General features: G+C 68.7%; 25 protein-coding genes and 4 pseudogenes. 13 read left to right on the top strand and 16 right to left on the bottom strand.

From position 1 onward, the window contains the following. Position 1 precedes the first annotated feature (1 nt). From sctX to bscF, 6 genes and pseudogenes are all read left to right on the top strand, one after another. On the top strand, positions 2 to 412 hold the full coding sequence (gene sctX / locus LK409_RS09120) for a type III secretion apparatus assembly protein SctX (protein ID WP_003809875.1): 411 nt from the start codon (positions 2 to 4) through the stop codon (positions 410 to 412). Continuing rightward, positions 409 to 777, top strand: coding sequence for a hypothetical protein (locus LK409_RS09115; RefSeq protein ID WP_003809873.1), 369 nt, complete (start codon positions 409 to 411; stop codon positions 775 to 777). The genes sctX and LK409_RS09115 overlap by 4 nt, the downstream gene beginning before the upstream one ends. Continuing rightward, a pseudogene (gene bcrD, locus LK409_RS09110) lies at positions 774 to 2,872 on the top strand (SctV family type III secretion system export apparatus subunit BcrD). The gene LK409_RS09115 and the pseudogene bcrD overlap by 4 nt, the downstream one beginning before the upstream one ends. Beyond that, a pseudogene (bscD, locus tag LK409_RS09105) lies at positions 2,869 to 4,183 on the top strand (SctD family type III secretion system inner membrane ring subunit BscD). The pseudogenes bcrD and bscD overlap by 4 nt, the downstream one beginning before the upstream one ends. 40 nt (positions 4,184 to 4,223) lie before the next feature. Beyond that, complete coding sequence (gene bscE, locus LK409_RS09100) at positions 4,224 to 4,523, top strand: type III secretion system protein BscE (protein ID WP_003809870.1); 300 nt, start codon at positions 4,224 to 4,226, stop codon at positions 4,521 to 4,523. Next, positions 4,513 to 4,779 carry a type III secretion system protein BscF gene (bscF, locus tag LK409_RS09095; protein WP_010928427.1) on the top strand — a complete coding sequence of 89 codons (267 nt, stop codon included), beginning with the start codon at positions 4,513 to 4,515 and terminating at the stop codon, positions 4,777 to 4,779. The genes bscE and bscF overlap by 11 nt, the downstream gene beginning before the upstream one ends. Before the next feature lie 36 nt (positions 4,780 to 4,815). Here the strand turns inward: bscF and LK409_RS09090 are convergent, their stop codons facing one another. Both LK409_RS09090 and LK409_RS09085 read right to left on the bottom strand, forming a co-directional pair. Further along, complete coding sequence (locus LK409_RS09090; RefSeq protein ID WP_010928426.1) at positions 4,816 to 5,259, bottom strand: CesT family type III secretion system chaperone; 444 nt, start codon at positions 5,257 to 5,259, stop codon at positions 4,816 to 4,818. A gap of 241 nt (positions 5,260 to 5,500) precedes the next feature. Beyond that, positions 5,501 to 6,427, bottom strand: a complete 927-nt coding sequence (locus LK409_RS09085) for a LysR family transcriptional regulator (RefSeq protein WP_010926200.1) — start codon at positions 6,425 to 6,427, stop codon at positions 5,501 to 5,503. A gap of 99 nt (positions 6,428 to 6,526) precedes the next feature. Between LK409_RS09085 and LK409_RS09080 the strand changes: the two are divergent. The 5 genes and pseudogenes from LK409_RS09080 to LK409_RS09060 all read left to right on the top strand — a co-directional run bounded on the left by LK409_RS09080 (position 6,527) and on the right by LK409_RS09060 (position 10,936). Continuing rightward, positions 6,527 to 7,591 (top strand): annotated as a pseudogene (locus tag LK409_RS09080) (alkene reductase). A gap of 70 nt (positions 7,592 to 7,661) precedes the next feature. Beyond that, positions 7,662 to 9,035 (top strand): RidA family protein, encoded by a 1,374-nt coding sequence (locus tag LK409_RS09075; protein WP_010928424.1) that lies wholly within the window; start codon positions 7,662 to 7,664, stop codon positions 9,033 to 9,035. 172 nt (positions 9,036 to 9,207) lie between these two features. Continuing rightward, positions 9,208 to 9,798, top strand: a complete 591-nt coding sequence (locus tag LK409_RS09070) for a hypothetical protein (RefSeq protein WP_003809863.1) — start codon at positions 9,208 to 9,210, stop codon at positions 9,796 to 9,798. Beyond that, the gene (locus tag LK409_RS09065; protein ID WP_010926197.1) at positions 9,795 to 10,376 is read left to right on the top strand and encodes a hypothetical protein; all 582 of its coding nucleotides are present in this window, start codon (positions 9,795 to 9,797) and stop codon (positions 10,374 to 10,376) included. Before LK409_RS09070 ends, LK409_RS09065 begins: the two co-directional genes overlap by 4 nt. Continuing rightward, the gene (locus tag LK409_RS09060; protein WP_010928423.1) at positions 10,373 to 10,936 is read left to right on the top strand and encodes a hypothetical protein; all 564 of its coding nucleotides are present in this window, start codon (positions 10,373 to 10,375) and stop codon (positions 10,934 to 10,936) included. Before LK409_RS09065 ends, LK409_RS09060 begins: the two co-directional genes overlap by 4 nt. 1 nt (position 10,937) lies before the next feature. On the opposite strand, the gene LK409_RS09055 is transcribed toward LK409_RS09060, so the two are convergent. After that, on the bottom strand, positions 10,938 to 12,215 hold the full coding sequence (locus tag LK409_RS09055; RefSeq protein ID WP_010926196.1) for a hypothetical protein: 1,278 nt from the start codon (positions 12,213 to 12,215) through the stop codon (positions 10,938 to 10,940). A gap of 115 nt (positions 12,216 to 12,330) precedes the next feature. After that, positions 12,331 to 12,987 (bottom strand): GntR family transcriptional regulator, encoded by a 657-nt coding sequence (locus tag LK409_RS09050; RefSeq protein WP_010928422.1) that lies wholly within the window; start codon positions 12,985 to 12,987, stop codon positions 12,331 to 12,333. Positions 12,988 to 13,174: 187 nt separating this feature from the next. Here LK409_RS09050 and LK409_RS09045 point away from each other — a divergent pair, with 187 nt between their 5' ends. Further along, positions 13,175 to 14,146 carry a Bug family tripartite tricarboxylate transporter substrate binding protein gene (locus tag LK409_RS09045; protein WP_003809854.1) on the top strand — a complete coding sequence of 324 codons (972 nt, stop codon included), beginning with the start codon at positions 13,175 to 13,177 and terminating at the stop codon, positions 14,144 to 14,146. Positions 14,147 to 14,168: 22 nt separating this feature from the next. Then, on the top strand, positions 14,169 to 15,764 hold the full coding sequence (gene ggt, locus LK409_RS09040; protein ID WP_010928421.1) for a gamma-glutamyltransferase: 1,596 nt from the start codon (positions 14,169 to 14,171) through the stop codon (positions 15,762 to 15,764). A gap of 35 nt (positions 15,765 to 15,799) precedes the next feature. On the opposite strand, the gene LK409_RS09035 is transcribed toward ggt, so the two are convergent. The 12 genes and pseudogenes from LK409_RS09035 to LK409_RS08980 form a co-directional block, all read right to left on the bottom strand. Then, positions 15,800 to 16,543, bottom strand: coding sequence for an SDR family oxidoreductase (locus LK409_RS09035; RefSeq protein WP_010928420.1), 744 nt, complete (start codon positions 16,541 to 16,543; stop codon positions 15,800 to 15,802). An 8-nt stretch (positions 16,544 to 16,551) separates the two neighbouring features. Next, positions 16,552 to 17,247, bottom strand: coding sequence for an ABC transporter ATP-binding protein (locus LK409_RS09030; RefSeq protein WP_010928419.1), 696 nt, complete (start codon positions 17,245 to 17,247; stop codon positions 16,552 to 16,554). Then, complete coding sequence (locus LK409_RS09025) at positions 17,247 to 17,990, bottom strand: ABC transporter ATP-binding protein (protein ID WP_010928418.1); 744 nt, start codon at positions 17,988 to 17,990, stop codon at positions 17,247 to 17,249. Before LK409_RS09025 ends, LK409_RS09030 begins: the two co-directional genes overlap by 1 nt. Next, on the bottom strand, positions 17,987 to 18,967 hold the full coding sequence (locus tag LK409_RS09020; protein ID WP_223851092.1) for a branched-chain amino acid ABC transporter permease: 981 nt from the start codon (positions 18,965 to 18,967) through the stop codon (positions 17,987 to 17,989). Before LK409_RS09020 ends, LK409_RS09025 begins: the two co-directional genes overlap by 4 nt. A 23-nt stretch (positions 18,968 to 18,990) precedes the next feature. Then, positions 18,991 to 19,854 carry a branched-chain amino acid ABC transporter permease gene (locus LK409_RS09015; RefSeq protein ID WP_010928417.1) on the bottom strand — a complete coding sequence of 288 codons (864 nt, stop codon included), beginning with the start codon at positions 19,852 to 19,854 and terminating at the stop codon, positions 18,991 to 18,993. Next, positions 19,794 to 21,962 (bottom strand): ABC transporter substrate-binding protein, encoded by a 2,169-nt coding sequence (locus LK409_RS09010; protein ID WP_226376535.1) that lies wholly within the window; start codon positions 21,960 to 21,962, stop codon positions 19,794 to 19,796. Before LK409_RS09010 ends, LK409_RS09015 begins: the two co-directional genes overlap by 61 nt. Before the next feature lie 130 nt (positions 21,963 to 22,092). After that, a pseudogene (locus tag LK409_RS09005) lies at positions 22,093 to 22,419 on the bottom strand (Rieske 2Fe-2S domain-containing protein); the annotation flags it as partial. Between the two features lie 15 nt (positions 22,420 to 22,434). Then, complete coding sequence (locus LK409_RS09000) at positions 22,435 to 22,932, bottom strand: aromatic-ring-hydroxylating dioxygenase subunit beta (RefSeq protein WP_041937193.1); 498 nt, start codon at positions 22,930 to 22,932, stop codon at positions 22,435 to 22,437. 28 nt (positions 22,933 to 22,960) lie between these two features. Beyond that, the gene (locus LK409_RS08995; RefSeq protein ID WP_010928415.1) at positions 22,961 to 24,079 is read right to left on the bottom strand and encodes a cupin domain-containing protein; all 1,119 of its coding nucleotides are present in this window, start codon (positions 24,077 to 24,079) and stop codon (positions 22,961 to 22,963) included. A 27-nt stretch (positions 24,080 to 24,106) separates the two neighbouring features. Next, positions 24,107 to 25,105, bottom strand: coding sequence for an ornithine cyclodeaminase family protein (locus LK409_RS08990; protein WP_010928414.1), 999 nt, complete (start codon positions 25,103 to 25,105; stop codon positions 24,107 to 24,109). 11 nt (positions 25,106 to 25,116) lie between these two features. Next, a complete protein-coding gene (locus LK409_RS08985) occupies positions 25,117 to 25,980 on the bottom strand; it encodes a fumarylacetoacetate hydrolase family protein (protein ID WP_010928413.1) in 864 nt (287 codons plus the stop codon). A gap of 121 nt (positions 25,981 to 26,101) precedes the next feature. Further along, complete coding sequence (locus LK409_RS08980) at positions 26,102 to 26,425, bottom strand: non-heme iron oxygenase ferredoxin subunit (protein WP_003809828.1); 324 nt, start codon at positions 26,423 to 26,425, stop codon at positions 26,102 to 26,104. Positions 26,426 to 26,609: the final 184 nt, after the last annotated feature.

Here is a 26,609-nt window from a genome sequence, read left to right as displayed (position 1 = left end):
CATGTCCAGCGCCGTACCCGGCATGCATGCCATGCACCTTGGCCTGGAGCGCGGCGTCGACCACATCGTTCCCGGCCCCCGCTGCGAGCCCGCCCCCACCCTGCCACCCGAGCGCTGGCTCGAGCCGCCCGCCACCGGCGCGGTCGATCATCTGAAAGCCCTGCTCGTACGTCCGGACCTGAGCGCGATGCTCGACGAGTCGGCGCGGCCCCGCCTGACGGATGGCGCATTGCTCCAGCCCGCGCAGTTCGAGCGCGCCCTGGCGCGGGCGCGCGACGAACTGTCCCGGGCCATGGAACTGCACGCCGGCAACACCGCGCCGGCCTTGAGCCGCGCCTTGCACGTCCTCAACGAGGCCGGAAAGCTGCGTGACCTGGCTGCCATGTATCGCAGCGCGCTCTACCAGGGATGATGCCGCATACCCTACCCTCCCCCAGCCTTCAGGTACGCGAACTTCTGCAATTGCTTGCGCACCACTACCAGTTGCAGCGCCAATGGAGCAAGACGGTTGCCCTGCTGGCGGCCCTGGATGCCCTGGACGCGATCGACAGCCAGTCCCTGCTGGCCCTGGCGCTGGGCTATCTGCACCAGGACGAACCGCGCATGGCCTTGGTCACGCTGGACAAGCGCGCGCTGCGCGCCACACCCGATGCCGCCGGCCATCTGGTCCGGGCGCAGGCCATGCAGGCGCTGAACCGACCCGACGACGCCCGCCAGGCCATGCGTGACTATATGGCGCTACGGGCGGCGTCTTGCGCGAGCGCGCCCCCGCCATGACGAGCAAGAAATCCATTCTCCGCCTGCAACGCGCGGTGGCGCTGGCCACCAGCCGCAACGACATCGTACTGGCCGTGCTCATCGTGGCGATCGTCTTCATGATGATCCTGCCGTTGCCCACGACGCTGGTCGACGTGCTGATCGGTGCGAACATGACGCTGTCCGCAGTCCTGCTGATGGTCGCGATGTACCTGCCTTCGCCCCTGGCGTTTTCCTCGTTCCCTTCGGTCCTGCTGGTCACCACGCTGTTCCGGCTGGGCATCTCCATCGCGACCACGCGGCTGATCCTGCTGCAAGGCGATGCCGGCCACATCATCGAGACCTTCGGCAACTTCGTGGTGGGCGGCAACCTGATCGTCGGCCTGGTGGTTTTCCTCATCCTCACGATCGTGCAGTTCGTGGTCATCACCAAAGGCGCGGAGCGGGTGGCCGAAGTCGCCGCGCGCTTCTCGCTGGACGCCATGCCCGGCAAGCAGATGTCCATCGACGCGGACTTGCGCGCGGGCACCATAGACATGGACGAAGCCCGCCGCCGACGCCGTACGGTCGAGAAGGAAAGCCAACTGTATGGCGCCATGGACGGCGCGATGAAGTTCGTCAAGGGCGATGCCATCGCCGGCCTGATCATCGTTGCCGTCAACCTGCTTGGCGGCATGCTGGTCGGCGTGCTGCAGCGCGGCCTGAGCGCCGGCGAGGCCGTGCAGACATATGCCATCCTGACCATAGGCGACGGGCTCATCGCGCAGATCCCGGCGCTGTTCATCGCCATCTGCGCGGGAATCATCGTGACGCGGGTGCAGACCGGGGATGGCCCCTCCAACGTAGGCACCGACATCGGCGCACAAGTGCTGGCGCAGCCTCGCGCCCTGGTCATTGCCGGCGCGATCTCGGCAGGCCTGGGCCTCATTCCCGGCATGCCCACGCTGGTCTTCTTCGCCCTGGCCGCCGTGGTGGGCACCATCGGTTTCGTACTGCTGCGCGCATCCCAGCGTCCGCCCGAAGGCGCCGGGCCCGCGCTCGCCGGCATGGCTGCCGACGGCCAGCCCCGCACCCGCGCGCCGGCGGATGGACAGGCGGAATTCGCTCCCACCGTCCCGCTGATCATCGACGTGGCCGCGCGGCTGCAGCCCCGGTTCGAGCCGGCCACCCTCACCGACGATCTGCTGCAGATCCGGCGGGCGCTCTATTTCGACTTGGGCGTGCCATTTCCCGGCATCCAGTTGCGCTTCACCGAAGCGCTGGCCGCCAATACCTACACCATCGTGCTGTCGGAGATCCCGGTGGCGCAGGGGATGTTGCGCGACGATGCCGTGCTGGTGCGGGACACCGAGCAGAACCTGCAGGCCCTGCGGATCGCATACGAAACGGGCGCGGCCTTTCTGCCTGATACGCCCACGATCTGGGTTGCAGCCAGTCTGACCGGCGCCTTGCGCGATGCAGGTATTCCTTACCTGGGTATCAGCCAGATCCTGACTTGGCACTTGGCATATGTACTGAAAAAATATTCAGCCGATTTCATCGGCATCCAGGAAACCCGGTTTCTGCTTTCGGCCATGGAAGAACGATTTCCCGATCTGGTCAAGGAGTGCCTGCGCGTCATGCCGGTGCAGAAGATTGCCGAAATCCTGCAGCGCCTTGTTTCCGAGGAAGTGTCGATACGCAACCTGCGCGCTGTCCTGGAAGCGCTGGTCGAATGGGGCCAGAAGGAAAAGGATACCGTCCTGCTTACGGAGTATGTCCGAATCGCACTCAAGCGCTATATCAGCTACAAGTACACCAGCGGCCACAATATCCTGCCCGCCTACCTGCTGGCCCCCAAGGTCGAGGAAACCGTGCGCGCCGCCATCCGGCAGACCGCCGCCGGCAGTTATCTCGCCCTCGATCCGGACACGACACGCCGGCTGGTCGAGTACATACGCCAATGTGTCGGCGATCTGGCCGCCGGCGCGAGCCGTCCCGTCTTGCTGACGTCGATGGACATCCGGCGCTACACGCGCAAGATGATCGAAGCCGATCTCTACGCCCTGCCGGTGCTGTCCTACAGGAACTGACGCCGGAGATCAATGTACAGCCCCTGGGCAGGGTGGATCTATGACGGCGGCGCTGGAATTCCGCGTGCTTTCAGGCGCACAGTGCAGGGCGCGCTGCCCGGCCGTGCATGGCGCGCGCGTGGGCGCCAATCCGCATTGCGATATCGTCCTGACCGGCGAGGACATGCCCGAAGTGGCGGGATGGCTGGAGATCGACCAGTCCGGCTGGCGGTTGGCCGGCGCCATGACGCCCGGCCTGGACGCCCAGGCGCCGTGCCCGCCCGCGGCCTTCAACGAACCCGTACAGCTGGGAGCGACCTGGATCACCGTGGCCGCCCCTTCCGCGCCGTGGCCCGCGCCGCCAGAGCCGCGCGGCCCCGACGGCAGCGCCACAGCCTTGCACGACGCCCCTAGCTCGACAAGCCCGCCGTCCGTCGACGCCCTCATGCCGCGCCGACGTGCAGGACGGCCCTGGCTGGCGCTGGGCGCGGCCGCGGCCGTCCTGCTGGTCGGCCTGGCCACGGCGCTGGTTTCCGTGACCACACCCGCCGCGCCGCCGGCCGCGCCGCCCCCAACGTCCGCCGCGCCGCTGATCCGCGCCGCGGCGCTCATCGACAGCCTGGGCCTTGCTGAGCAATTACAAGCGGCCTACGGCCGTGGCGGCGTGCTCACCGTGACCGGATGGGTGCACGACGAGACGGAATTCGCTCGGGTCGCCCGGGCCTTGGCGCAACTTGCGCCACGGCCTGCCATGCAGGTAAGCAGGCAGGACGAGGCCAGGGCCCTGGCCTGCGATGTCCTGGCGACATTCGGAGTGCGCTACATGGCGCGCCCGTACGGCAATGGCCGCCTGGCGATCTCGGGCATCGCCAGCGATGCGCACGAACGCGCCGCGGCGCTGCACGCGGTGCGCATGCGCCTGCCGGGCATGACGATCCTCGGTCGCGATGTGCGCCTGGCCGACGAGGTCTCGGCCCAGTTCGCGGCCCAGCTGGCCGACGAACGCCTCGACGGCGTCAAGCTCAGCTGGCACGCCGACCGCCTCGACGCAGATCCCGGCCTGGCACGCCGACCGCCTCGACGCAGATCCCGGCGGATTGGCGGCAGGCCGCATGGCGCGCCTGCGCGAGCTGGTGGCCGCGTTCAACCAGCGCAACTACGACGTCGTCCGGCTGCCGGCCACCGCCGCGCGCGCGACGCGGGATCACGTGCCGTTCGAGATACGCAGTGTCGTGAGCGGCCCGCAACCGTACCTGATGCTGGCCGATGGCAGCCGCCTCCTGGTGGGCGGACTGCGGGACCAGTATCGCCTTACCGCCATCGAATCCGGCCGCCTGGTCTTCGATGGTCCCGAACCGGTCATCGTGACGCGATGAAATCGCCTCGGTAGCCGTCAACCCTCGCCTGCAACATCATATGAATACATCTGTTCTAGCCCTGACCGAACTGGAAGTGCGCCTGGCATCGCCGGGCGGTTCCGCCTTGCGCGACACCTTGCTGTCGCAGCTCGGCGAACTGGAGACACGTTTGCGCGTCCGCCTGCACGATGGCGTGGGGCGCGACACCTATCCCGTATGGCGCGACGCGCTGGCGGCCGCCACCGCGGCCCGGCAGGTATTGCTGCAGCGCCCGACCGGGCCGGACAACCCTCCGGCGTCAGTCTTGACGCGCCTGAGCAATGAACAATGCGCCGAAGGAGACAAGCATGGCCATTAACCTGGGCGGCGATGCAGACCGAGTGACCATGCAGAGCGTCAACCAGGCGGTCAATACGCGGCTGAACGCTCACGAACGCGACCTGCGCAGTCGCCTGGAGGCGCTCAGCGCGCGCGGAGACGGCGCGGTAAGCACGTCCGACCTGCTGATCGTGCAACAGGAAATGCAATCGTGGGTCGTCATGATCGATCTACAGAGCACGGTGGTCAAGCAGGTCGCGGATTCGCTCAAGGGCGTCATACAGAAGGCGAGTTGAGCCTGCCGCAGCGGCGCCCGGCAAGTCGCCGCCGACCTAGACGCCGCGCGTCAGCGCGGCGATATTCGGGGCCGAGCTGGCGCAGCCGTCGTGGTCGCCGACGCGCCAGCGCGAGGCTTCCTGCAGCAGACGCTCACAGTGATCGAGCAGGATCGCGGGCGTGGCGCGCGACAGGGGTATGGCCTGCTGCAGATAGGACAACCCATCGCCACCGATGCAGGCCACGACGCCGCTGCCGGCCTGCATGAAGTTGGCTCGGGCCATGCTTGCCGGGTTGACCGTGTCCGCCGTGCCCAGCACGCAGGAAATCATGATTTCCGCCCGGGCGTGCACCGGTGCGATGAAGACCGGTGCGCACGGTTCGAAAATCAACTGACACACGGGGTTGAGCGAGTCGATGCCGATGAGGCGGCCGAAATCGGCGATGAGTTGGTGGTATGCCGTGTCGGTCATGGCGAGGCGAGCCTGCGTCGGGCGCAAGGGAATCCATACGCTCGAAATGCGTGGCAAAAGAGGGCAATGGTATGCGCACAGTCTGGAAGGCGCCAGCCGATTGCTTCTCGGAATATCCCGGTTTTCGGACGTCCGGCCGCAGGACCCCGCCAAGGGCATGCGGATCCGGCGCGCGCCACGGCGAATATCCGGACGCCACGCATTACCTGTTATTCGACAACAGGGAACCGGTGACGGCCGACCTGCTGGTCTTTCCGCGCCACGCGCGCTAGGCTGCGGCCCTGCCGGTCAGGGTGCGCGCGGGGAACGCCGCGCAGAGGTATTCCACGAATGCCGCCACCTTGGTGCTGACCAGGCGGCGCGAGTTGTGCAGGACCCACAGTTCGACGGGCCGGTCGGGGATGCGCCCCCACACCGCCAGGCTGGCGTGCGCCCCGCCCTGCGCCAGCAGCGAACGCGGGATAAGCGCCGCGCCGGCGCCGGCCTGCACGGCATCGCGGATCATGAGGAGCGAAGACAGGCGCAGGCGCACATCGGGCATGACGGTGTTCAACGTATCGCCGTCCTGGTAGTGCCAGGCGCCGCTGTCGAACACATTGGCCAGGGCGACCGCGGGCACCGTGGGCGCCTGCCCATCGGCGGCGGCCGCCGGCCGCGCCAGCGCAGGCGGCGCCACCAGCAGCATGTCGTCGCGGGCGAAGCAGCGCCCCACCAGCGCGGCGTCCGGACGGGGATTGACGCGAATGGCCACGTCGTAGCCGTCGTCGACCAGATCGATGTTGCGGTCTTCGGCCACGACGTCCAGGCGCACCTCGGGGTAGGCCTGCGCGAAACCGGCCGCGATCCGGCCCAGCAAGGTGCTGGAGAACAGCACCGGCGCGCTGACGCGCAGCCGCCCTCGCGGGGCGGACAGGCCGGCCGCCACCGACTCGCCGGCTTCGATGATTTCACCCAGCGGGCCGCAGGTGCGCTCGTGCAGCGCCTGGCCCTCTTCGGTCAGCCGCAGCGAACGGGCGCCGCGCTCGAGCAGGCGCACCCCCAGGCTTTGCTCCAAGTCCATGACCCGCCGCGACAGCGTGGCCTTGGGCCTGCCGCTGCTGCGGCTGGCCTTGCCGAAGCCGCCATGGGCGGCAACCAGGTTGAAGTCGGCAAGCGCGGACAAATCCATGTTTGATCCATTTTTGAGACAAACCATACAAACAATACAGTCTTCCGACAATTATTGGAACGAACTACCTTACCGATCACGCACTCGACGTGCAGCCCCTTCACCTCAAATCGGTAGGAATACGCCATGACCTCTCTCTGGGATCCGATCCAGATCGGCCGCATGAATCTCGCTCATCGCCTGGCGATGTCTCCCCTGACCCGCAGCCGCGCGCAAGACGACGGCACGCCCGGCGAGCTGGCGGCCGAGTACTACGCGCAGCGCGCATCGCTGGGCTTGCTGATCTCGGAGGGCACCCAGCCTTCGGCCGACGGCCAGGGCTTTCTCAATTCGCCGGGCATCTACAGCGAGGCCCACGTCGCCGGCTGGCGCAAAGTGGCCGATGCGGTGCACGCCGCAGGCGGCCACCTGTATATCCAGGTCATGCACGCCGGCCGCATGTCCCACCCGGCCAATACGCCGCATGGACGGCAGGCCGTCGCCCCCTCGGCCATCGCGCCCGAGGCCCAGATCCACACGCCCACGGGCATGCAGCAGGTGCCCGCGCCGCGCGCGCTGTCGCCGGACGAGATCCAGGCCACGGTGCGCGACTACCGGCATGCCGCCGCGCGCCATCGAGGCCGGCGCCGACGGCGTGGAGATACACGGCGCCAACGGCTACCTGATCCAGCAGTTCCTCTCTGCCAACGCCAACCATCGCGACGATGCCTATGGCGGGCCCGTCGCGCACCGCACGCGCTTCGCGCTGGAGGTCGCGGCCGCCGTAGCCGAGGAAATCGGCGCCGACCGCACCGGCATCCGGCTTTCGCCCGGCTCGCGCCTGGGGGGGGCATCGACGAGGGCCCGCACTACGGCGACATGTATCGCCACCTGGTGGCGGGCCTGGCGCAGTTGAAGCTGTCGTACCTGCACATCGCGCACAACGGCGACGAGGCTTTGCTCAAGGATCTCCGGCAGCTGTGGCGCGGCCCCCTGCTGGTCAACCGCGTCAACCGGCCGATCGAGCTGATCGGCCAGGACGTCGAGACGGGCCTGGCCGACATCGCGCCGGTCGGCCGCTGGGCGCTGGCCAACCCGGATTTCGTGGCGCGCCTGCGCGCCGGCCAGCCGCTGAACCCGCCCGACCAGGCCACGTTCTACGGCGGCGGCGCGCGCGGCTACACCGACTACCCGCGCCTGGCGATGCGGTGATGCCGCGCCGGCCCCTGCCGCCACGCGCTGACTACCCGCTTGCCCAAAACTGGATTTTCAAGGAACCGTTATGACCACCATGATGAATCGCCGCCGCTTTATCCAGGGCGCCGCCGTCGGCATGACGCTGGCCGCGCCGCTCGGCCTGGCCGCGCAGGCCGCCGGCCAGGCCGCCGCGCGCGGCACGCTGACGCCCCAGGGCTTCTGGCCCGGCGGCGTGGAAAAGCCGCTGATGCCGTATACGCCCGCGATCAAGGCGGCGGGCTGGCTGTTCATCGCCGGCCAGCTGGCCAGCGACTTCGAGACTGGCGTGGCGCCGCAAGCCCGCAGCGACGGCACGTTCGCCGAGCAGTTGACGCTGCAGTCGCGCTTCGTGATGTCCAACGTGGCCCGCACCGTGGCGGCCGCCGGCCTGGACCTGGGCCGCGATACCGCCCGCCTGTGGCAGTGGCTGACCTCGCCGCACCCGACCATGGACGAGTTCGCGCGCGGCAACAACTGGCCGCGCATTCCCGTCCAGGCCCATTTCGCCGAGCGCGACGCCTTCCTGGCGGCGCCCGGCCCGGCCTCGACCGCCATGGGCGTGAAGGCGTTGATGGTCAAGGACACGCTGCTTGAAATCGACCTGCTGTGCGTGGACGATGGCGGGCGCAATGTCGGCGTCGAGCAGCCCGCGCGCCAGCCCGGCCAGGCTGGCGCGGTGCGGCGCGGCGATTGGGTCTTCCTGTCGAGCGAATCCTGGCAACGCATGCCGGCCGGCGCTGGCACGCAACAGCAGACCGACCAGGTCCTGCGCCATCTGGCCAGGCTGGCGCAGGCCGCCGGCTCGTCGCTGCGGCGCGCCGTCAAGGCCGAGGTGTACATCGGCCATCCGTCCGAGTACGCGGCCATGGAGGCCGCCTGGAAGCGCTGGTTCCCCGACAATCCGCCGGCGCGCGTGGTCATGCCTTACATGGGCCTGGCCGGCGGCCAGGGACGCCGCGTCGAAATCGCGCTGACGCTGCTGGTCGAGGACAGTCGCAAGACGATCGAGACCGTCTACACCAGCAAGGCGCCCAAGCCATTCAGCCACGAGCCTCAGGCCGTCAAGGCCGGCAACCTGCTGTTCTTCAGCCAGCAGATGCCCGCCGATGCCAGCGGCGCCCTGGCCGAAGGCATGGCCCGCCATCCCAATTTCCCGTACTACGGCCTGCCCGCGCGCCAGCAAATGGCGTACATGCTCAAGAACGTGGCGGCCATCTGCGAGGAAGCGGGAACGACGCTGGACAATGTGGTGCGGCGCGTGTGCTTCCATGACCAGGGCGAGCACTTCGCCGAGGCGATGGATGAATGGGCCGCGCACTTTCCCGGCCTGAAACCGGTGTCGACCACGCTGGTGCTGGGCGGACCGCTGGCGGTGCGCGGCGCGCATACGCTGTTGGATATCACGGCCTACGCGCCGTGATGCGCCAAGCGCCTGCCGGGCGGCAGGCGCCCAGTTTGTTTCAAGATTTGGCCCAGCGGTCCGCCACGCCTGCCTCCGACACGCTTGGACACATCCCGCCGGCGCCGCGCGCGGGCGCGCCGCCTACCATGTGGGGCTTGAAGCGCGCCGCCGCGGCGCGCCAGGAGGCCGGATGCGCGTACTGCACTCGCTCAAAGCCCGTGTCGTGACCGGCGTGGCCGGCATCGGCTCGCTGGCTGCCGCCGCCAGCGTCGCCCTGTATGGCGCGTACGACGGCACCCGGGCGGCGGCCGAACCCGTGTTCGGCGCCGGTTCGACGGTGCAGACCGGCCAGTGGCGCCTGGTGCCGCACGCCGCCTGGCTGGCATCGGGCAAGGTGTACGAGGTGTGGGTCAAGCCCGGGCACTCGGCCCTGGTGGTCGAGGCGGAACTGACCAACCGCACCGCCGAATCCTCCCACGACTACCTGGACCTGCTGCAATGGCGGGCGCCGCCGGGCGTCACGCCCGCCCAGCCCGCCGTGGTGTCGGTGCGCGACCCGCAGCAGGGCCCCGCCCTGCACCCCGGACTGCCCGAACGCGTGGCCTTCGTCTGGCCCCTGCCGGCCGGCGTGGCGCCGCCGCCGCAAGCCGCCTTCGCGGTGGAAAGCAAGACCTACAAGCCGGTGGACAATCTGTACGGCACGCCCGGCTGGTACAACCCGGTGCTGATCGGCCGCGTCGAGCTGCCGGTGCGCGCGCACGCGCCGCAGGATCCGCGATGAGCGCGCGCCTGGGCACGCTGGCCCTGCTGCTGCTGGCCGCGCTGGCGCTGTACGGCATGCAGCGCAGCACGCCGCGCTACCTGGACCTGACCGGCCCCATCGTCGAACGCGGCGCCATGGGCGAGGCAGTGCGCACGCGCCAGTTCGACGCGACGGTGCAGCGCGTGCAGTTCGCGCGCCAGCTGCGCTATCGCAGCCTGGGGCGCGAGCGCGTGCGCGAGACCGCCGGCGTGTGGGCCGTCGTGTGGGTGCGGCTGGCCGCGCTGGACGCCTCCACCCAGGTGGGCGAGGCGGCCTGGCTGGGCCCGGACGCGCTGACCTATCGGCACACCGACCGCCTCGGCCTGGCGCCCGGCGTGCCGCCCTACATGCTGGACCCCGGCCTGCCGCGCACGGTGCGGCTGGTGTTCGAAATCCGCCCCGACCAGGCGCGCGGCGCCACGCTGCTGCTGTCGGAGCGCTACTCGCCCCGGCTCGATTCGCAGGCGCGCATCGCGCTGGACGACGTGCCGGTAGGGGCCGACGGGCGGCCCGAAACCGTAGCCAGCCACGACCTGGACCAGGACGCCATCCCATGAACGCTCCCGGCACGGCCGAACGCACGTGGCGCCGCCGCAGCCTGTGGCTACTGCCGGCGGTGCTGGCGCTGTCGCTGGCCTGGCGCAACGACGACAACGTGCCCCAATGGCTGGTCAACCGCGAGCTGCGGCCGCGCGATGTGCCCGCGCAGGCGCAGGGCGCGCTGGGCGGGGCGCAGTGGAAGCTGCTCGAATTCGGCATCATCGACGCGCCGGCCCGGCGCGGCTGGCTGCCGGGGTCGCGCGCATCCTATGCGGCCTTCGAAGTGCAGGTCCAGGCCAACGACTTGCCCAGGCGCTGGCAGGCCTGCCGCATCGCGCTGCACGACGCGCGCGGCCGCGTGTGGCGGCCCGCCACCGAACCGGTCTTGCGCATGGCGCCCCACATGGCGCGCGGCTGCCTGGCGGCGGCCCATCGCGGCGTGCCGCCTGGCTCGAAGCTGACCATCATGGAAGTGTTCATGCTGCCGCCGGACGTGGCCAGGCCGCTGACGCTGTCGGTCTCGGTCGGCAGCGAACGGCCCGCCTACCTGCGCTTCGCGGTTCCCGCGGCCGATTGACTCAGGCCGCCAGCGCGGGGCTGGCGGCGCGGCGCGCCTGCCAGGGCGAGAAAGCGCACTCCAGCACGGCCGCCAGGAAGCAGATGCGCAAGGGCTCGATCAACAGGCCGGTGGACGAGTCCCGGAACGGGCTGCCGAACAGGACCGACAGTGCGTCGCCCAGGATCTGCCAGGAGTCGAGCGGGTGCGGCCCGATCAGGCGCGCGGCGCCGTACCATAGCCACGCCGCGCCCCAGTCGATGAGCCGGTAGCCGACGATCAGCGTGACCAGCAACACGGCGCCGCTGTGAAAAGCCAGGCGCACGCCATTGGCCAGCGGCAGATAGCGCTTGCGGTAGCCGCCGATGAAATGCTCGACGAAATCGCGCAGAAAACGCGGCACGGACTGGTAGCGCTGGCCCAGCCGCTCGAGCCGGCGCACGCGCCGCAACTCGGCATCCTCGCGCACGTCGTAGCCGTAGATCAGCGCCACCATGACCAGCCAGACGACGGGCAGCAAGGCGTAGAAGAACAGGTTGACCAGCGTGGCGCCCCAACCGACGGCCTCGGCCTCGGCCGGCACCATGCCCGCCGACCAGGCATTGGCCAGCGGCGTGAGCAGGCGCTGCCAGAAATCCAGCACCGCGCTCCAGTCGCGCTGCGCCAGCAGCCATTGCCAGGCCTGGTCCTTCCAGCGGCTGATCACGTACAGGCCGACCAGGATCCAATTGGTCTCGCACAGCACGACCAGCAGTTGCCAGCCGGGCTGCCGGGTGCGGTCGCGGGCGCGCAGGGCGATCCTGCGCACCAGCCAGGACACGGCCACCGAGACCAGCAGCCAGCGCGAGTCCAGCGCGTCCAGCACGTTGCCATGCGTGCCCAGCGGATCCAGGTGGATGGCCAGGCGGGAGTACTGTCGCACGGTGTTGCCCAGGAACCCCCAGGCCGCGTAATAGGCGAAGAACGGCAGCAGCGCCACCGTGATGATGCGGGCCAGGCGGGCCATGCCCGGACGCGCGCTGTCCTCGCCGGCGCGGGCGGCCTGCTGCGCGGCCCGCAGCGCCGGCAGGCCGGGCAGGACCACCAGGAACATGGCCACGGTGACCACCAGCTGGCTCAGCGCCACCAGCGTCAGCACGGCCAGGCCGGCCAGATGGTTGGCGAAGCCCGTGTGCACGGCCAGCCACATCAGCAGGCCGTGCGCCAGCACGCCGGCCGCCACCAGCGCCATCAATTGCGGCCAGAACCTCAGCCACAAGCGGCCGGTCAATGCCCACGGCGCGAGGACGGAATCGAGCATGCTTGCCTCCGGCGTTGCGCAACGCAAGCGCCCGATCTTAGCGCCGGCGCGCGCGCCAGACTGTTACCGCTGGGGACAACCCGGCACAGGGTGTCAGCGCGATCCGCGCATGCAGTCAGCCCGCCTGGGCGAGGAAATCCTGCAGCACCGGCACGGTATTGAGCACGTGCTGGCGCGCGGCGGCTTCGGCGCGGGCCGCGTCGCGGGTCTTGAGCGCGTCGATCAGTTCCTGGTGGGATTCGCGCGCGCGCAGGCTGCGGCCGGGCTGCGCGGCCCACAGCCGCATGTAGGGTTCGACGACCGAGTGCAGCTCGGAGATCTGGCGCAGCAGGCGCGGCTGGCGGCAGAAGCTGCACAGGTATTCGTGGAATTCGCGGTGGGCGGTGGTCCAGTCCAGGTAGTCGCCCGAGCCGGCCTCCATCTGGTCCAGCATGCTGGAGAGCCGCCGGATGTGCTCGTCGCCCAGGTTGGCCAGGGCGTTGCGCACGGCCAGGCCTTCAAGGACCGAGCGCATCTCGAAGACTTCCAGCATTTCCTGGCGATTCAGGCCGCGCACCACGGCGCCGCGGTTGGCGCGGATTTCGACCAGGCCTTCGGAGGCCAGGCGGCGCAGCGCGCCGCGCACCGGCATGCGGCTGGTGCCGATCTCGCCGGCGATGGCTTCGGGCACCAGGCGTTGGCCGGGCGCGTAGCGGCCCAGGCGGATTTCCTGCTGCAGGTACTGGTAGGCCTCTTCCTCGGCGCTGACTGCTGTCTTCTGGGATTGCAGCATCGGGATCTCGGACGGTTAAACCGCAATGATAGTTAGCGGCGACCATAACATGAATTGGATCCAATAATCCATTGATACAATACCTAATGTCGTGCCAGGTCCGCGTCCCGTCTAATCCGGGCAGCACTTGCCACGCGGGCGGCCCGGCCGCCCGCGCGACACGCCGCATCCACTTCCAGGGGAAACCATGAAATTCCGTCTTTTGCAGGCGCTGGCCGCCGTTTCGATCGCATTTGCCGGCCAGGCCGGCGCCAGCGGCACCGACTGGCCGCAGCACCCGGTCAAGATCGTCGTACCGTTCCAGGCCGGCTCGGCCACCGACCTCATCTCGCGCCAGCTGGGCGCGGCGCTGGCCAAGGAGCTGGGCCAGCCCTTCGTCATCGAGGCCCGCCCGGGCGCGGCGGCGGCCATCGGCAGCGCCGCGGTGGCGCGCGCCGAGCCCGACGGCTACACCCTGCTGATGGGGGGCCCCGCGGCCATCGTGACCAACCGCTATCTGCAAAAGCGCCTGTCCTATGACCCGGACAGCTTCGAGCTGGTGTCGATGGTGGCCTATACGCCCAATATCCTGCTGGCCAACCCGTCGCAGCCGTTCAAGACCCTGCCGGAGATGGTGGCTTACGCCAAGGCCAACCCGGGCAAGCTGACCTATGCCTCGTTCGGCACCGGCACCACCTCGCACATGGCCGGCGAGATGCTCAAGTCGGTGGCCGGCATCGACATCCTGCACGTGCCCTACAAGGGGGCCGGCGAAGCCATTCCGGCGCTGCTCAGCGGCCAGGTCTCGATGTACTTCGACACCATCATGACCGGCCTGCCCCAGGTCAACAGCGGCGCGCTGGTGGCGCTGGGCATGTCCAACGCCCAGCGTTCGGCCATGGCGCCGCAGATCCCGACCATCGCCGAGCAAGGCTACAGCGGCTACGATATCGCGCCGTGGTACGGTCTGGTCGCCCCCCACGGCACGCCCGCGCCGGTCCTCGACAAGCTGAACCAGGCGGTCAACAAGGTGCTGGCCGACCCGGCCTTGCGCAACAAGCTGGCCGAAACCGGCGCCGAGCCGCAAGGCGGCAGCCGCGAGCAGTTCGCCGCGTTCATCAAGGCCGAACTGCCGCGCACCCGCAAGCTGGTCGAGCAGGCCGGCATCACGCCCCAGTAATCTCCAACCTACGGCAGCAGCCATGTCACTTCCTTTCGATTGGTCCTTCCCCTACGCCAGCCGCAAAATGCCCGTGCTGGCATCCAATGCGGTAGCCACCAGCCAGCCTCTGGCGGCGCAGGCCGGCCTGCGCATGCTGCTGGCCGGCGGCAACGCGGTGGACAGCGCCATCGCCACGGCCATTGCGCTGACCGTGGTCGAGCCGGTCATGAACGGCATCGGCGGCGATCTGTTCGCGCTGGTCTGGCATGGCGGCCGCCTGCACGGCCTGAACTCCAGCGGCTGCGCGCCGGCCGCCTGGACGCCGGAGTATTTCGCCGGCCGCGAGACCATGCCGCCCACCGGCTGGGGCGCGGTCACCGTGCCGGGCCAGGTGGCGGGCTGGAAGGCCCTGTCGGAGCGCTTCGGCAAGCTGCCGTTCGCCGCCTTGTTCGAGCCGGCCATCGCCTATGCCGAGCAGGGTTTCCCGGTCTCGCCCACCATCGCGCGCCAGTGGGCCACGCAGGCCCCCAAGCTGGCCGGCGAGCCGGGCTTCGCCGACGCCTTCCTGCCGCAAGGGCAGGCGCCGCAGGCCGGCCAGTGGTGGCGCTTCCCGGCCCAGGCGCGCACCTTGCGCGAGATCGCCGAGACGGGCGGCGCCAGCTTCTACCAGGGCGAACTGGCCCGCCGCATCGCCGACTTCGCGCGCCAGACCGGCGGCGCGCTGCGCGAGCAGGACCTGGCCGAGCACCGCCCGGAATGGGTCGAGCCGATTTCGCAGTCGTTCCGCGACTACGAACTGCACGAGATCCCGTCCAACGGCCAGGGCATCGCGGCCCTGATGGCGCTGGGCATGCTGGAGCAGTTCGACCTGGAAGCCATGGGCCACGACAGCGCGGACTATTACCACGTCAGCATCGAGGCCATGAAGCTGGCCTTCGCCGACCTGCACCAGCATGTGACCGACCCGCGCCACATGCGCGTGAACGCCGCCGCCCTGCTCGACCCCGCCTACCTGGCCGAGCGCGCGCGCCTGATCTCGATGGACCGCAGCAGCGTCCCGGCCGCCGGGGCGCCGGCCACGGGCGGCACGGTCTACCTGACCGCGGCCGACGCCGACGGCACCATGGTGTCGTTCATCCAGTCCAACTACCACGGCTTCGGCTCCGGCGTGGTGGTGCCCGACACCGGCATCAGCCTGCACAACCGCGGCATGAACTTCGTGCTCACGCCGGGCCACGTCAACCAGGTGGCGCCGCGCAAGAAGCCCATGCACACCATCATTCCCGCCTTCATGACGCGCAAGGGCCAGCCGGCCATGTCGTTCGGCGTGATGGGCGGATCGATGCAGGCGCAGGGCCACCTGCAGATGGCGACCCGCCTGGCCGCCTTCGGCCAGAACCCGCAGGCCATGAGCGACGCGCCGCGCTTCCGGGTCGAGAACGGGCCGGTGGTCAACGTCGAGGCACACCTGCCCGCCGACGTGGTGCAGACGCTGCGCGACCGCGGCCACAATGTGGCGGTGGCGCCGGCCGACAGCCTGGAGTTCGGTTCGGCCCAGCTGATCTGCCGCCTGCCCGAAGGCGGCTACCTGGCCGCCTCCGACTCGCGCCGCGACGGCCAGGCGGTCGGCTTCTAAGGCCGTGCCGCACGGGGCGACGCCACGCGCCGCCCCTAGAAGCCGCCGCGCGCGTCCAGCAGACAGCCGGTAACGTACGAGGCCTGCTCGCCGGCCAGCCAGACGACGGCCTGGGCGATTTCCCCGGCCGTGCCCATGCGGCCCAATGGAATGGCGCCGACCATGCGCCGCAATTGTTCGGGCGTGCGCTGGGCATGCACCTCGGTATCGATGACGCCGGGCCGCACCGCGTTGACGCGTATGCCCTCGCCGGCCACCTCGCGCGCCAGGCCCACGGTCATCGTATCCAGCGCGCCCTTGGTGGCCCCGTAGTGCACCCAGCTGCCGGCCGAACCCAATTGCGCGGCGCCGGAAGACACGTTGACGATGGCGCCGCCCGCCCCGCCACGGCGCCTCGACATGCGGCGCACCGCCTCGCGCGCGGCCAGGAAGGCGCCCAGCACATTGACCCGCCACACTTCTTCCAGGGTGCCGCGCGCCACGTCCTCGACCCGCGCCACGCCACCGGTGACGCCGGCGTTGTTGACCAGCACCGCGATGCGGCCCAGCCGGTCCAGCCGCGCGAACGCGTCCATCAGCGAGGCTTCGTCGCCGACGTCGGCCTGCAGCGCCACGGCGCGGCCACCCTGCGCGGCGATATCGCCGACGACCGCTTCGGCCGCGGCCGCGTCGGCGCGATACAGGATGGCGACCGGATAGTCGCGCGCGGCCAGCCTGGCGATGGCCGCGCCGATGCCACGGCTGCCGCCGGTGACCACGAACAGCCCGCGCTGGTCCATGGCGCCCCCTAGACGCTGAGGTGGGTGCTGAGCACCGACTCGTTGCCGCGCAACGCGGCGCTGTCGCCCGTGAAGCACACCTCCCCCTTGGACAGCACGTAATGCGTGTCGCCCAGGTCCAGCGCGACGCTCAGGTTCTGTTCGATCAGCAGGACCGCCATGCCTTCGGATTTCAGCTTGCGCAGGATCTCGACGATCTCGTCGACAATCAGGGGCGCCAGGCCTTCGGAAGGTTCGTCGAACAGGATGACGGACGGATTGAGCATCAGGGCGCGCGCGATGGACACCATTTGCTGCTCGCCGCCCGAGAGCTGGAAGCCGCGGTTGGCGCGGCGCTCCTTCAGGCGCGGAAACAGCGCGTAGATGCGCTCCAGGGTCCAGCGTCCGTCGCGCCCGGGCCGCGCCGCCACGGTCAGGTTTTCCTCGACGGTGAGACTGTCGAAGATGCCGCGTTCCTGCGGCACGAAGCCCAGGCCCAGGCGCGAGATGCGGTGCGAGGGCGCGCCGCCTATATCGCGGCCGCGATAGGCGATGCGGCCGCTGCGCGGCTTCAGGTAGCCCATGATGGACAGCACGGTGGTGGTCTTGCCGGCGCCGTTGCGTCCCAGGATGGAGGTGACCTCGCCGTCGCGCACCTGCAGCGACACGTCGCGCAGCACGTGGCTGGCGCCGTAGTAGGTGTTGATACCGCTGACTTCCAGCATCAGTGCTTCCCTCCCAGGTAGACGTCCCGCACCCGCTGGTTGCCCTGGATGTCGCAGGGCGCGCCGCTTGCCAGGACTTCGCCGTAATACAGCACGGTGATGGTGTCGGCCAGCGAGAACACCACTTTCATGTCGTGCTCGATCATCAGCACCGCCAGCGACGGCGGCAGGCTGCGCACCAGGTCTATCATGCGGTCGGTCTCGGCCGGCGACATGCCCGAGGTGGGCTCGTCGAGCAGCAGCAGTTCGGGCTCGGCCGCCATGGCGATGGCCACCTCCAGCTGACGCTGCTCGCCGTACGACAGCTCCCCGACGCGCTGGCGGGCGCCGCTGGCCAGCCGCACCTGTTCGAGCAGCTGGTCGGCGCGCTCCCATTGCGCATGGCGGGTCTCGATGCCGCGCAGCGCCTCGTACCAGCCGCCCTGCTTGGCCTGCACGGCCAGGCGCACGTTCTCGCGCACGCTCAGGTTCATGAACAGGTTGTTCTTCTGGAAGGTGCGGCCCACCCCCATCTGGCAGATGGCGTCCGGCGCCGCGCCGGTGATGTCGCGCCCCTTGAACAGGATGCGCCCCGACGAGGGCTTCAACTGGCCGGTCAGCTGGTGCACGAGGCTGGTCTTGCCGGCGCCGTTGGGGCCGATGATGATATGGCGCTCGCCGGCCCGCATGCTGAGGCTGACGTTGCGGGTCACCACGACGCTGCCGAAGGCCTTGCACAGGTTCTCGGTCTGGAGCATGGTCATTTGGCCTCCCGCAGCACGGCCTTGGCCACCGGCGGTTCGGGCGGCGCCTGCGGCGGCGCGCTGCGGTGCGCCGCGCGCCAGCGCGCGACCGCGTAGCCCCATACGCCCTCGCGCATGAACATGACGCAGAAGATGAACACCGCGCCGACCCAGAACGACCAGTAGTCGTTGTACGAGCCGATGAAGTTCTTCAGCAGCAGGAACAGCGCCGCGCCGATCGCCGGTCCCAGCACCGTGCCGCTGCCGCCCAGGATCATCATGATCATGACGTCGCCCGAGAGGTGCCAATGCAGGATGTCGGTGGAGACATAGGCGTTGAACAGCGCGTACAGCGCCCCGGCAACGCCGGCCAGGAAGCCGGCGATGATGAATGACAGCAGCTTGAAGCGCTGCACCGGATAGCCGATGGCCCGCATCCGCTGTTCGTTGTCGCGGATGCCGATGAAGATGCTGCCCAGCGGCGAGCGCACCAGGCACCACAGGAACACCAGCACCAGCGCGAAACCGACCGCGACCACGGCGTAGCGCGCCACCGCGCTCTCGGACAGGCTGACGCCGAACAGCGCCGGCCGCACGAAGCCGACCAGGCCGTCGGAGCCGCCGCTGAGCGAACGCCATTTCAGCGAGGCGGCGTACAGCAGCTGCGAGAACGCCATGGTGAGCATGAGAAAGGGGATGCCGCTGACGCGGATGCAGAACACCCCGATCACCGCCGCCAGCGCGGTGGCCATGGCCACGCCGGCCAGGATGCCCCACCAGCCCGATATGCCCAGGTGCACGCCCAGGGCGATCACGGTATAGGTGGACATGCCGAAGAACGCGGCGTGCCCGAGCGACATCAGGCCGGTGTATCCCACCAGCAGGTTCAGGCTCATCGCGAAGATGGCGAAGATCAGGATCTCCGAGATCAGCCCGAGCGTATAGTCGCTGGCCAGCGGCGCGGCCGCCAGCGCGGCGCACAGCAGGGCGAACAGCATAGGTCTGGATGCGGTCTTCATGGTCAGGCTCTCGCAATGCCGAACAAACCCTGCGGTCGGGTGAGCAGCACCACCACCATGAGCAGGTAAACGAGGAACAGCGCGTAGTCGGGGAAATACGCCTTGCCGAAGGTGTCGATGGCGCCGACCAGCATGGCGGCCACCAGCGCGCCGCGCAGGCTGCCCATGCCGCCGACCACCGTCACGATGAAGGCGGGGATGAGGATCTCCACATCCATGCCCAGGTATACCCCCAGGATGGGGCTGGCGACGATGCCGCCGATGGCCGCCAGCGCCGCGCCCAGCGCGAAGATGCAACCGAACAGCAGGGGCACGTTGATGCCGATGCCCGCCGCCGTCGCGGCGTCGTCGACGCCGGCCCGCACCATGGCGCCGATGCGGCTGCGCTCCAGGAACCACCACAGGGCGACGGCCACCACGCCGCCGAAGCACACCAGGAACAGGCGGTACTTGGGAACGATGGCGCCGGCCAGCTCCAGGCTGCCCTCCAGCATTTCCGGAGGCGCGACGTTGCGGATATCGGCGCCCCACAGGTATTTGCAGATATCGCCGAAGACGAAAATGAACCCGAAGGTCAACAGTACCTGGTCGAGGTGGCCGCGCTTGTACAGCGGACGGATGAACACCCGTTCCATCAGCACCGCCGCCGCCACCGCCGGGATCCAGCCCACGCCCAGCGCGAACCAGAAGTTGCCCGAGAACTGCGCCAGCGTGTAGGCCGTGAACGCGCCGATCATGAAGAACGAGCCGTGCGCGATGTTGACGACGTTCATCAGGCCGAAGATCAGCGACAGGCCGGCGGACATCATGAACAGCAACACGCCCAGGACCAGGCTGTTGAGCAATTGTGTAATGACGAAATCCATAGCGCCTTCGTAGTCGATGCAAGCACGCCGGCGCCCCGCCCGCAGCGGGCCGCCGGCACGGATCCGCTCAGCCGGCGCGGCGGCTCGATCGCGTCGGGGATGGTGTGGATCACCTTGTTGGTGAGCCGCCCGTCGACCTCGGCCACCTCGCGGATGTACACGTTATGGATCGGGCTTTGCGTTTCCTCGTTGAAGCGGAAGGGCCCGCGCGGCGCGTCCAGCTTGATGGCGCGCATGGCCGCGCGCAGCTTGTCCTTGTCCTCGCTGTTGCCGTCGACGGCTTCCAGCGCCAGATGGATGATGCGTGCGGCCACGTAGCCGTACTCGCTGTAGACGCTGGGATAATCCTTGAAGCGCGCCCGGTAATCGGCCACGAACTTCAGGTTGGCCGGGTTGTCCAGCGTATCGGCGTAATGCAGCGAATTGAGCGCGCCCAGGGCGGCGCGTCCCTGCGCCGGAATGGTGTCGCTGTCGAGCATGAAGCCCGACCCGGTCAGCCGCGACTTGGCCTTCAGGCCGTACTCGTCGTACTGCTTGACGAAGCGCACCGCGTCGGTGCCGGCGTAGAAGCTGAACGTGGCCTGCGGGCTCATGCTGCGGATGTCGGCCAGATAGGGGCTGAAATCGTTGTTGCCCAGCGGCGGATAGATCTCCTTGATGATCCGGCCGCCCTTGCGGGAGAAGCCGGCCTTAAACTCTTCCAGGGTGTTGCGCCCGCCGGCGAAATCCGAGGCCATGAGCAAGGCTTCCTTGGCCACGTTGTCATAGAACCATTCGCCCATGGTGGCATGGATGGGCACCGTCGAAATCGAGCAGCGGAAGAAGTACGGCATGCCGGTATACGACAGCTGCGCCACGCCGGCGCCCGAGCACAGCATGAAGGCCTTGCTCTGGCGCAGGTACTCGACCGCCGCCATGGCCACGTTGCTGGCCTGGATGCCGGTGACGATGTCGCAGCGGTCGCTCTCGACCAGCTTCTTCAGCTTCTGCAGCCCGACCTGGGGGTTGATCTCGTCGTCTTCGCGGATCACTTCGACCTTGCGTCCGGCAATGGTGTTGCCGATCTGGTCGAAGTACATGTTCATGCCATTCAGGTTGGCATTGCCCAGCGCGGCGAACACCTTCGAGTACGAATTGAGCGCGCCGATGCGCAGCGGCTGGCGCGATTGCGCCAGCACGGCCGGGGCGGCGCCGCCGAACAGCGCGGCCGCCCCAAACGCCCCGGCCCCCTTGATGAAGCGCCGGCGCGACGGCGCGGCGTTTTGCCCTTGGATCTTGTTCATGTCTCCTCCTGTCCTTGTCGTACCGGCGTATCCTCGCCGGGAACCTTGCTGCCGGTTTGAAAACCAGGCCCCGCGTACAGGCCCATGACCTCGCGATAGTGCTTGTAGAAGGCGCGGATCAATACCTCGGTCACCATGTGATCCTGCCGCTCCACGTCCCGTCCGCCCATTTCCACCACGGCGCTGCGATGGCCGTAGTGGTGCGCGCCCAGCTGCGATTCCCGCCGGGCCGTACAGGTTGGCGTGGCGCACGCGCAGGCGCTGCATCTCGTCGTCGTCATCGGCATAGCCGAAGAACGTCCACGCCAGCTCGAACGAATCCACGCCCTTGGGAATGACGTGGCGCACGCCGAAGGTGTTGGCCTGCTGATGGATGATCACGCTGGGGAACAGGCAGATGGCGACCACCTTGCCGTCCTCGAACTCGGTGCGCGGCGTGACCGTGTCCAGGTCGTTGAGCTCCAGCGCGTCCTTGAACCGCGTGATCTCGGCGGTCGCGTCCGACTTTTTCTTGCCGACGTTGCGCGACACCATCATGCTGTGCCCGTCGTCGAGCGGGATGCTCTCCGATTGGGTATCGGCGCGCCACAGCCCGAAGGTGATGAGAAAGGAATGCAGCAGCGTGGCGTGGTAGGGATCCTTCAGGTTCTCGAAGTACAGCTTCCAGTTGCCGGGAATGAGCTGGCGGCTGTAGCCCAGCAGCCGCAGCGGCCTGCCGTCGAACTGGCGGTGCAGGCCGGCCATCACCTCCGCGCCGCAGTACTGCTCGAACGGCGGCGCCTCGTCGCTGAAGCTGGCCCATATCGAACCGCGCTCGACATGCACGCGGCAAGGATTTGAGCGCGTGCGCGGAGGTATCGAAATCGGCCGGCATGCCGCCTTTCTTCAGCACGCCGTGCTTGAGCGGCACGCCCTGCAGCTGGCCGGCCAGGTTGAAGTTCCACTGATGGTAAGGGCAGGTGAACGAGGTCTCCTGGCCCTTGTTCTTCCAGCACAGCCTCGCGCCCCGGTGCGCGCAGCGGTTTTCCCAGACGTGGACCTGCCCGCCCTCGCCACGCACCACCACGACCTGGCGTTCGCCGATCCAGGCGCGCTTGTACGAGCCCTGCTCGGGAATCTCGCACTCCAGCGCCACGAAGTTCCAGGTCGGGCCGTAGTAGAAGGCTTCCAGCTCGCGCTCGTAGACCTGCGCGTCGGTATAGACCCAGAACGGCACGCGGGTCCACCCCTCGGCCGGCCATTGCCGGCCGGCCTCGGCCGCCGGATTGACTCGTTGATCCATCGGATGCTCCTTCCCTCAGACCGGCACGATCAGGGAGCGCCTGACGTGGTGATTGTCGAAAACGGCCAGGTGCTGCCAGAACTTCAGCTCGTCGCCGTCGCGCACCAGCACGTCCAGGTACTGGCCGACCAGGAAAATGGTCGGATCGGCATCCGACATCGCCTCGGTGATCAGGAAATTGGCGCGTGCGTGGATATCCTCGCCATCGATGGCGGTGATGCGCACGCCGCTGATGAAGTGACGCCAGATGCGCGGCACGTAGACCTGCGTCTCGCGCAAGGCGGTGACGCGGTCGCGCACCATGCCCAGCCCGTCGCAATAGATGTTGGCCTGGGGCAGGCCCTCGGCGTAGTTCTCGCGCGAGACGACCTGGTACAGGCAGTCCTCGACGAAATAATCGGGGAAGCGCTCGACCAGGTCCTGGTCGAGCATGTCGGCGATCTCGTCGTATAGCCGGCGTACCGATGCCTCGAGCGCAAAGAGCGCCGGGTCGCGCGGCACGGGCGCCACCATGGGAACGATTCGGTCTCTCATGGCGGGCCTACGCGGCGACGCGCGAGAGGTTGGTCTGGATCCCCTGCTCCGAGCCCAGCTTCAGGATCGGCGACTTCAGGGTTTCCTGCCACAGCAGCGACTCCATGGCGATATGCAGCGGATGATCCTGGATGGTGAGCGCCACGAAGCCCTGGTCGCGCGAGGCGTGGTTGTGCACCGACCAGCCCGGCGCCGAGAAATGCAGGTCGCCCTCCTGCCACTGGATTTTCTCGCCGTTGACCACGCTCTTGCCGTTGCCCCACATGATGTAGTTGATGGCGGCCGAGGTGTGGCGGTGCGGCTGGTCGACCTTGCCGGGCGTCAGCTTGGCGATGGTGGCGAAGAAACTGTGCGAGGTGCCGATGCGCCGCTCGGTGGCCGGGTTGTACAGCACGTACAGATGGCGTCCCGTGTACGCGAGGTCCATGCCGTAGACCGTTTCCAGATGCGGCGAAACATCCTTCCAGGGCCAGTGCAGCATGCGCGAATCGACGGTATCGATGTCCACCAGCCACTCGTAGCCCAGCATCTGGGCGCCGTCCTCGCCGATCGGTATCGGGGTGGCGGCGTCGCGCGCGCGCCGCTGGCTGGCCGCCAGCGCGGCATCCTGGGAGCCCGGGCGCGTGGCGTTGGCCACCTGGCCCACATAGTGCACGTCCAGGCGCTCGAGCAGCGGCGCGTTGCTGTAGCACAGCCGCACGAACAGGTCGGAACCGTCGTTGCGGTAGACCACCGGCATCATCGACGGCGTGTTCCACACATCGAACCGTTCGGCCTGGAAGGTTTTCGCGCCTGTCGTGACCTGGCCCTTGCCGCGGATGCACATATCGACACAGCTCGAATTGCGCAGCATCGGCTCGGTCTGCTCGCCCGGCTTGAGCACGACGATCTGCACGTCGATGCCGGGCGCGTAGGCCGGGATCGGGCCGGTATTGGACGGATGATCCACCGAGGCGGCGCGCAGGCCGTCGGCCGGCGCGGGGATGGACGCCAGGCGTTCGATCTCCGATTCGATGGCTGCCCTGGGCAGCACCACGGTGGGCCAGAACGTCTGTTCGCGGGCCGGCCGGCCGCTGACGTCCACCAGTTTGATCTTGTTGTCCAATGTTGTCTCCTTGTGTTCCATACCGGTCCGCCCCCCGATCCGACCCCGTCAGACGGGCAGCCGGATCGGAGCGTTGGCCATCAGTGAAATGGATTGCCCGATCTGCGCATCTTTTGCGCGCTGATACGCTAGCACGGCGACCGACAGATCAGATATGCCCATGCCCATGGCCTTGAACAGGCTGATGTCGCAATCGGGCGCCGGCGTCTCGCCGCCGGCGATGACTTCGCCCAGCGGGCGCACCCTGCTCCAGTCGCCCTTGCCGGGGCCCTTCTCGAAATAGTCGATGAACTCGCGCGAGGCCTTCTGGGCCCCGGCCACATCGTCGACCGCGATGAAGCCCACGCGCGCGAACACGTCCTGGCTGAACTCCGCGCTGTGCGGCAGGATGGCGCCCACCGCGTTCAGGTGCACGCCGCGCCCCAGCACGCCGGCATCGAGGAACGGCTCGCGGGCGCGCGTGACGGTGGTGACGATGGTGGCCCCATCGCAGGCCTGCGCCAGCGAATCGGCGACCACCACCTCGGTATCGAATTGCGCGCGCAAGGTCTCGAAAAACGCCTGGCGGTTCTCGGCCGTGGGGCTCCAGACGCGGATGCGCGCCAGCGGCCACACCGCATGCACGGCCGCCACCTGCGCCAGGGCCTGGCGCCCCGTGCCGATGATGGCCATGTCGTCGGCGCCGGGACGCGCCACCCACTTGGTGCCCAGCCCGGTCATGGCCGAGGTGCGCATCTGCCCCAGGGCGTTGGCCTCCATGATGGCCAGCAGGCGGCCTTCGTGCGCATCGAACAGGACATAGACCGCCTTGGCGCCGCGCGGCGTATTGATCCAGTTCTTGTAGCCGCAGAAGCCCGCTTCGGGCAGCGCCGACCCCAGCGAGTGCATCGAGGATGCGTCGCCATAGGCGCCCAGCGCCTTGGGAATGTTGAAACCCTCGCCGGTGCCCAGGGCGCGCACCCCGGTCTCCAGCACGCCTATCGCCTCCTTGAGGGAAACCAGTGCCGTAATGTTCTCTTCGCTGAGCCAGATTGCCGATGACAGCATGGGTGGTCCCTTTATCTAGAATCGTCGTCGACCGGGTTGCGCAATACGCCCACCCCGGAAATGTCCACCTCGAACACATCCCCCGGCCGCAGGTAGCGCGGCGGTTTGCGCGACATGCCCACGCCGGCCGGCGTGCCGGTGGCAATGACATCGCCGGGCAGCAGCTCGGCGAATGTCGAGAGATAGCTGACCAGCTGCGCCACCGTGAAGATCATGTTGGCGACGCTGTCGTGTTGTACGGTTTCGCCATTGAGCCTGCCGATCACCGTCATGGCCTCGGGCGCGCCGGCCTCGTCGGCCGTCACCAGCCACGGTCCGAAGGCACCGGAGCGCACGAAGTTCTTGCCCGGCGTGGCCTGGGTGGAGTGGCGCTGCCAGTCGCGCACCGAGTTCTCGGCCAGGCAGGCGTAGCCGGCCACGTGCTCCATGGCCCGCGCCTGGCTGACGCGGCGGGCCGGCTTGCCGATGATGACCGCCAGCTCGGCCTCGTAGTCGAACTGGTCCGACTCCGCCGGGCGCAGCACCGGCTGCCCCTGCGCGGCCAGCGAACCGACAAAGCGCACGAAGGTCGACGGCCTGGCCGGAATGGCCATGCCGGCCTCCTCGGCGTGCAGGCGGTAGTTCAGGCCGATGCACAGGATCTTGTCGGGGTCGGTAATGGGCGCCAGCAGGGTCGCGTCGGCCAGCGCCAGGCCGGCGGCACCGTCCGCCTGGCGCAGCCGCGCCGCCAGGCCGTCGACGCCGTCGCGGGCCAGCGCGGCGCGCAGCGTCGGCGCCTGCGGCGTGGCCAGGTCGATGATGCGTTCGCCCACCACCGCCCCATACGAGGGCTGGGGGTCGCGCTGCGTGCGATCGAGGTAACTGACTAGTTTCATCCGGATCTCCGTGCCCGGGCGCGGCCGCCCAGAACATACATGTGTGCGATGCGGGAAAGTGTGCGATGCGGCGTCCGGCGGGACAATGGCACGCCCGGAACAGCAGCTATTCCCGCCAAGATCAATCCGCGCCCGCCACCCGTACCAGCACCCGGCCACCTTCGACGCGGCTAGGGTAAGTCCGGATGTCGCGGGTCAGCGGCGCGCACAGCGCGCGACCGTCCCGGATGTCGAAGCGCCCCTGGTGCAGCGGGCACTCGATCTCGTGCCCTTCCTGGAAGCCGTCGCACAGCCGGGCGTTGCCATGGGTGCACAGGTTGTCGGTCGCATAGACCTCGCCGTGCGCCAGATACAGCGCGATCTCCCGGTCGGCCACCCTGACCGCCACTGGCTCCTCTTCGGTGAGCATGTCTTCCCCGCCGACATCGGTCCACTGTTCGCTCATTGCCTGCATGCCTCCTTGCCTGGTTGTTCGCGGGCGGCAGCGCCGTCCGGCCGCCCATCGTGCACCGGGGCGGGCCCGGCCAACAAGGCGCGCGCCGGAACAACTGCTGTTCCCGGCGCGACAGCCGGGCCCGGCCACGCGATGCCATAATCCATCACGCCATGCGGGCGCCCGGAGACAGAAA

This window comes from Bordetella parapertussis (genome assembly GCF_020735925.1).
Taxonomy (GTDB): Bacteria; Pseudomonadota; Gammaproteobacteria; order Burkholderiales; family Burkholderiaceae_B; genus Bordetella; species Bordetella pertussis.
Note: the sequence above shows the minus strand (reverse complement) of the source record. Positions and strands in the feature narration are given on the sequence as shown.

Excerpts from the sequence above, each read along its gene's own strand:
- LK409_RS09085 (WP_010926200.1), bottom strand. The coding sequence starts at position 6,427 with ATGGTTTGTCTCAAAAATGGATCAAACATGGATTTGTCCGCGCTTGCC.
- bscE (WP_003809870.1), top strand. The coding sequence starts at position 4,224 with ATGAATACATCTGTTCTAGCCCTGACCGAACTGGAAGTGCGCCTGGCA.
- LK409_RS08985 (WP_010928413.1), bottom strand. The coding sequence starts at position 25,980 with ATGAAACTAGTCAGTTACCTCGATCGCACGCAGCGCGACCCCCAGCCC.
- LK409_RS08980 (WP_003809828.1), bottom strand. The coding sequence starts at position 26,425 with ATGAGCGAACAGTGGACCGATGTCGGCGGGGAAGACATGCTCACCGAA.
- LK409_RS09015 (WP_010928417.1), bottom strand. The coding sequence starts at position 19,854 with ATGGATTTCGTCATTACACAATTGCTCAACAGCCTGGTCCTGGGCGTG.
- LK409_RS09025 (WP_010928418.1), bottom strand. The coding sequence starts at position 17,990 with ATGACCATGCTCCAGACCGAGAACCTGTGCAAGGCCTTCGGCAGCGTC.
- LK409_RS09045 (WP_003809854.1), top strand. The coding sequence starts at position 13,175 with ATGAAATTCCGTCTTTTGCAGGCGCTGGCCGCCGTTTCGATCGCATTT.
- LK409_RS08995 (WP_010928415.1), bottom strand. The coding sequence starts at position 24,079 with ATGGAACACAAGGAGACAACATTGGACAACAAGATCAAACTGGTGGAC.
- LK409_RS09000 (WP_041937193.1), bottom strand. The coding sequence starts at position 22,932 with ATGGTGGCGCCCGTGCCGCGCGACCCGGCGCTCTTTGCGCTCGAGGCA.
- sctX (WP_003809875.1), top strand. The coding sequence starts at position 2 with ATGTCCAGCGCCGTACCCGGCATGCATGCCATGCACCTTGGCCTGGAG.
- bscF (WP_010928427.1), top strand. The coding sequence starts at position 4,513 with ATGGCCATTAACCTGGGCGGCGATGCAGACCGAGTGACCATGCAGAGC.
- LK409_RS09065 (WP_010926197.1), top strand. The coding sequence starts at position 9,795 with ATGAGCGCGCGCCTGGGCACGCTGGCCCTGCTGCTGCTGGCCGCGCTG.
- LK409_RS09060 (WP_010928423.1), top strand. The coding sequence starts at position 10,373 with ATGAACGCTCCCGGCACGGCCGAACGCACGTGGCGCCGCCGCAGCCTG.
- LK409_RS09020 (WP_223851092.1), bottom strand. The coding sequence starts at position 18,967 with ATGCTGTTCGCCCTGCTGTGCGCCGCGCTGGCGGCCGCGCCGCTGGCC.
- LK409_RS09115 (WP_003809873.1), top strand. The coding sequence starts at position 409 with ATGATGCCGCATACCCTACCCTCCCCCAGCCTTCAGGTACGCGAACTT.
- LK409_RS09055 (WP_010926196.1), bottom strand. The coding sequence starts at position 12,215 with ATGCTCGATTCCGTCCTCGCGCCGTGGGCATTGACCGGCCGCTTGTGG.
- LK409_RS09050 (WP_010928422.1), bottom strand. The coding sequence starts at position 12,987 with ATGCTGCAATCCCAGAAGACAGCAGTCAGCGCCGAGGAAGAGGCCTAC.
- LK409_RS09075 (WP_010928424.1), top strand. The coding sequence starts at position 7,662 with ATGACCACCATGATGAATCGCCGCCGCTTTATCCAGGGCGCCGCCGTC.
- LK409_RS09030 (WP_010928419.1), bottom strand. The coding sequence starts at position 17,247 with ATGCTGGAAGTCAGCGGTATCAACACCTACTACGGCGCCAGCCACGTG.
- LK409_RS09070 (WP_003809863.1), top strand. The coding sequence starts at position 9,208 with ATGCGCGTACTGCACTCGCTCAAAGCCCGTGTCGTGACCGGCGTGGCC.
- LK409_RS08990 (WP_010928414.1), bottom strand. The coding sequence starts at position 25,105 with ATGCTGTCATCGGCAATCTGGCTCAGCGAAGAGAACATTACGGCACTG.
- LK409_RS09035 (WP_010928420.1), bottom strand. The coding sequence starts at position 16,543 with ATGGACCAGCGCGGGCTGTTCGTGGTCACCGGCGGCAGCCGTGGCATC.
- ggt (WP_010928421.1), top strand. The coding sequence starts at position 14,169 with ATGTCACTTCCTTTCGATTGGTCCTTCCCCTACGCCAGCCGCAAAATG.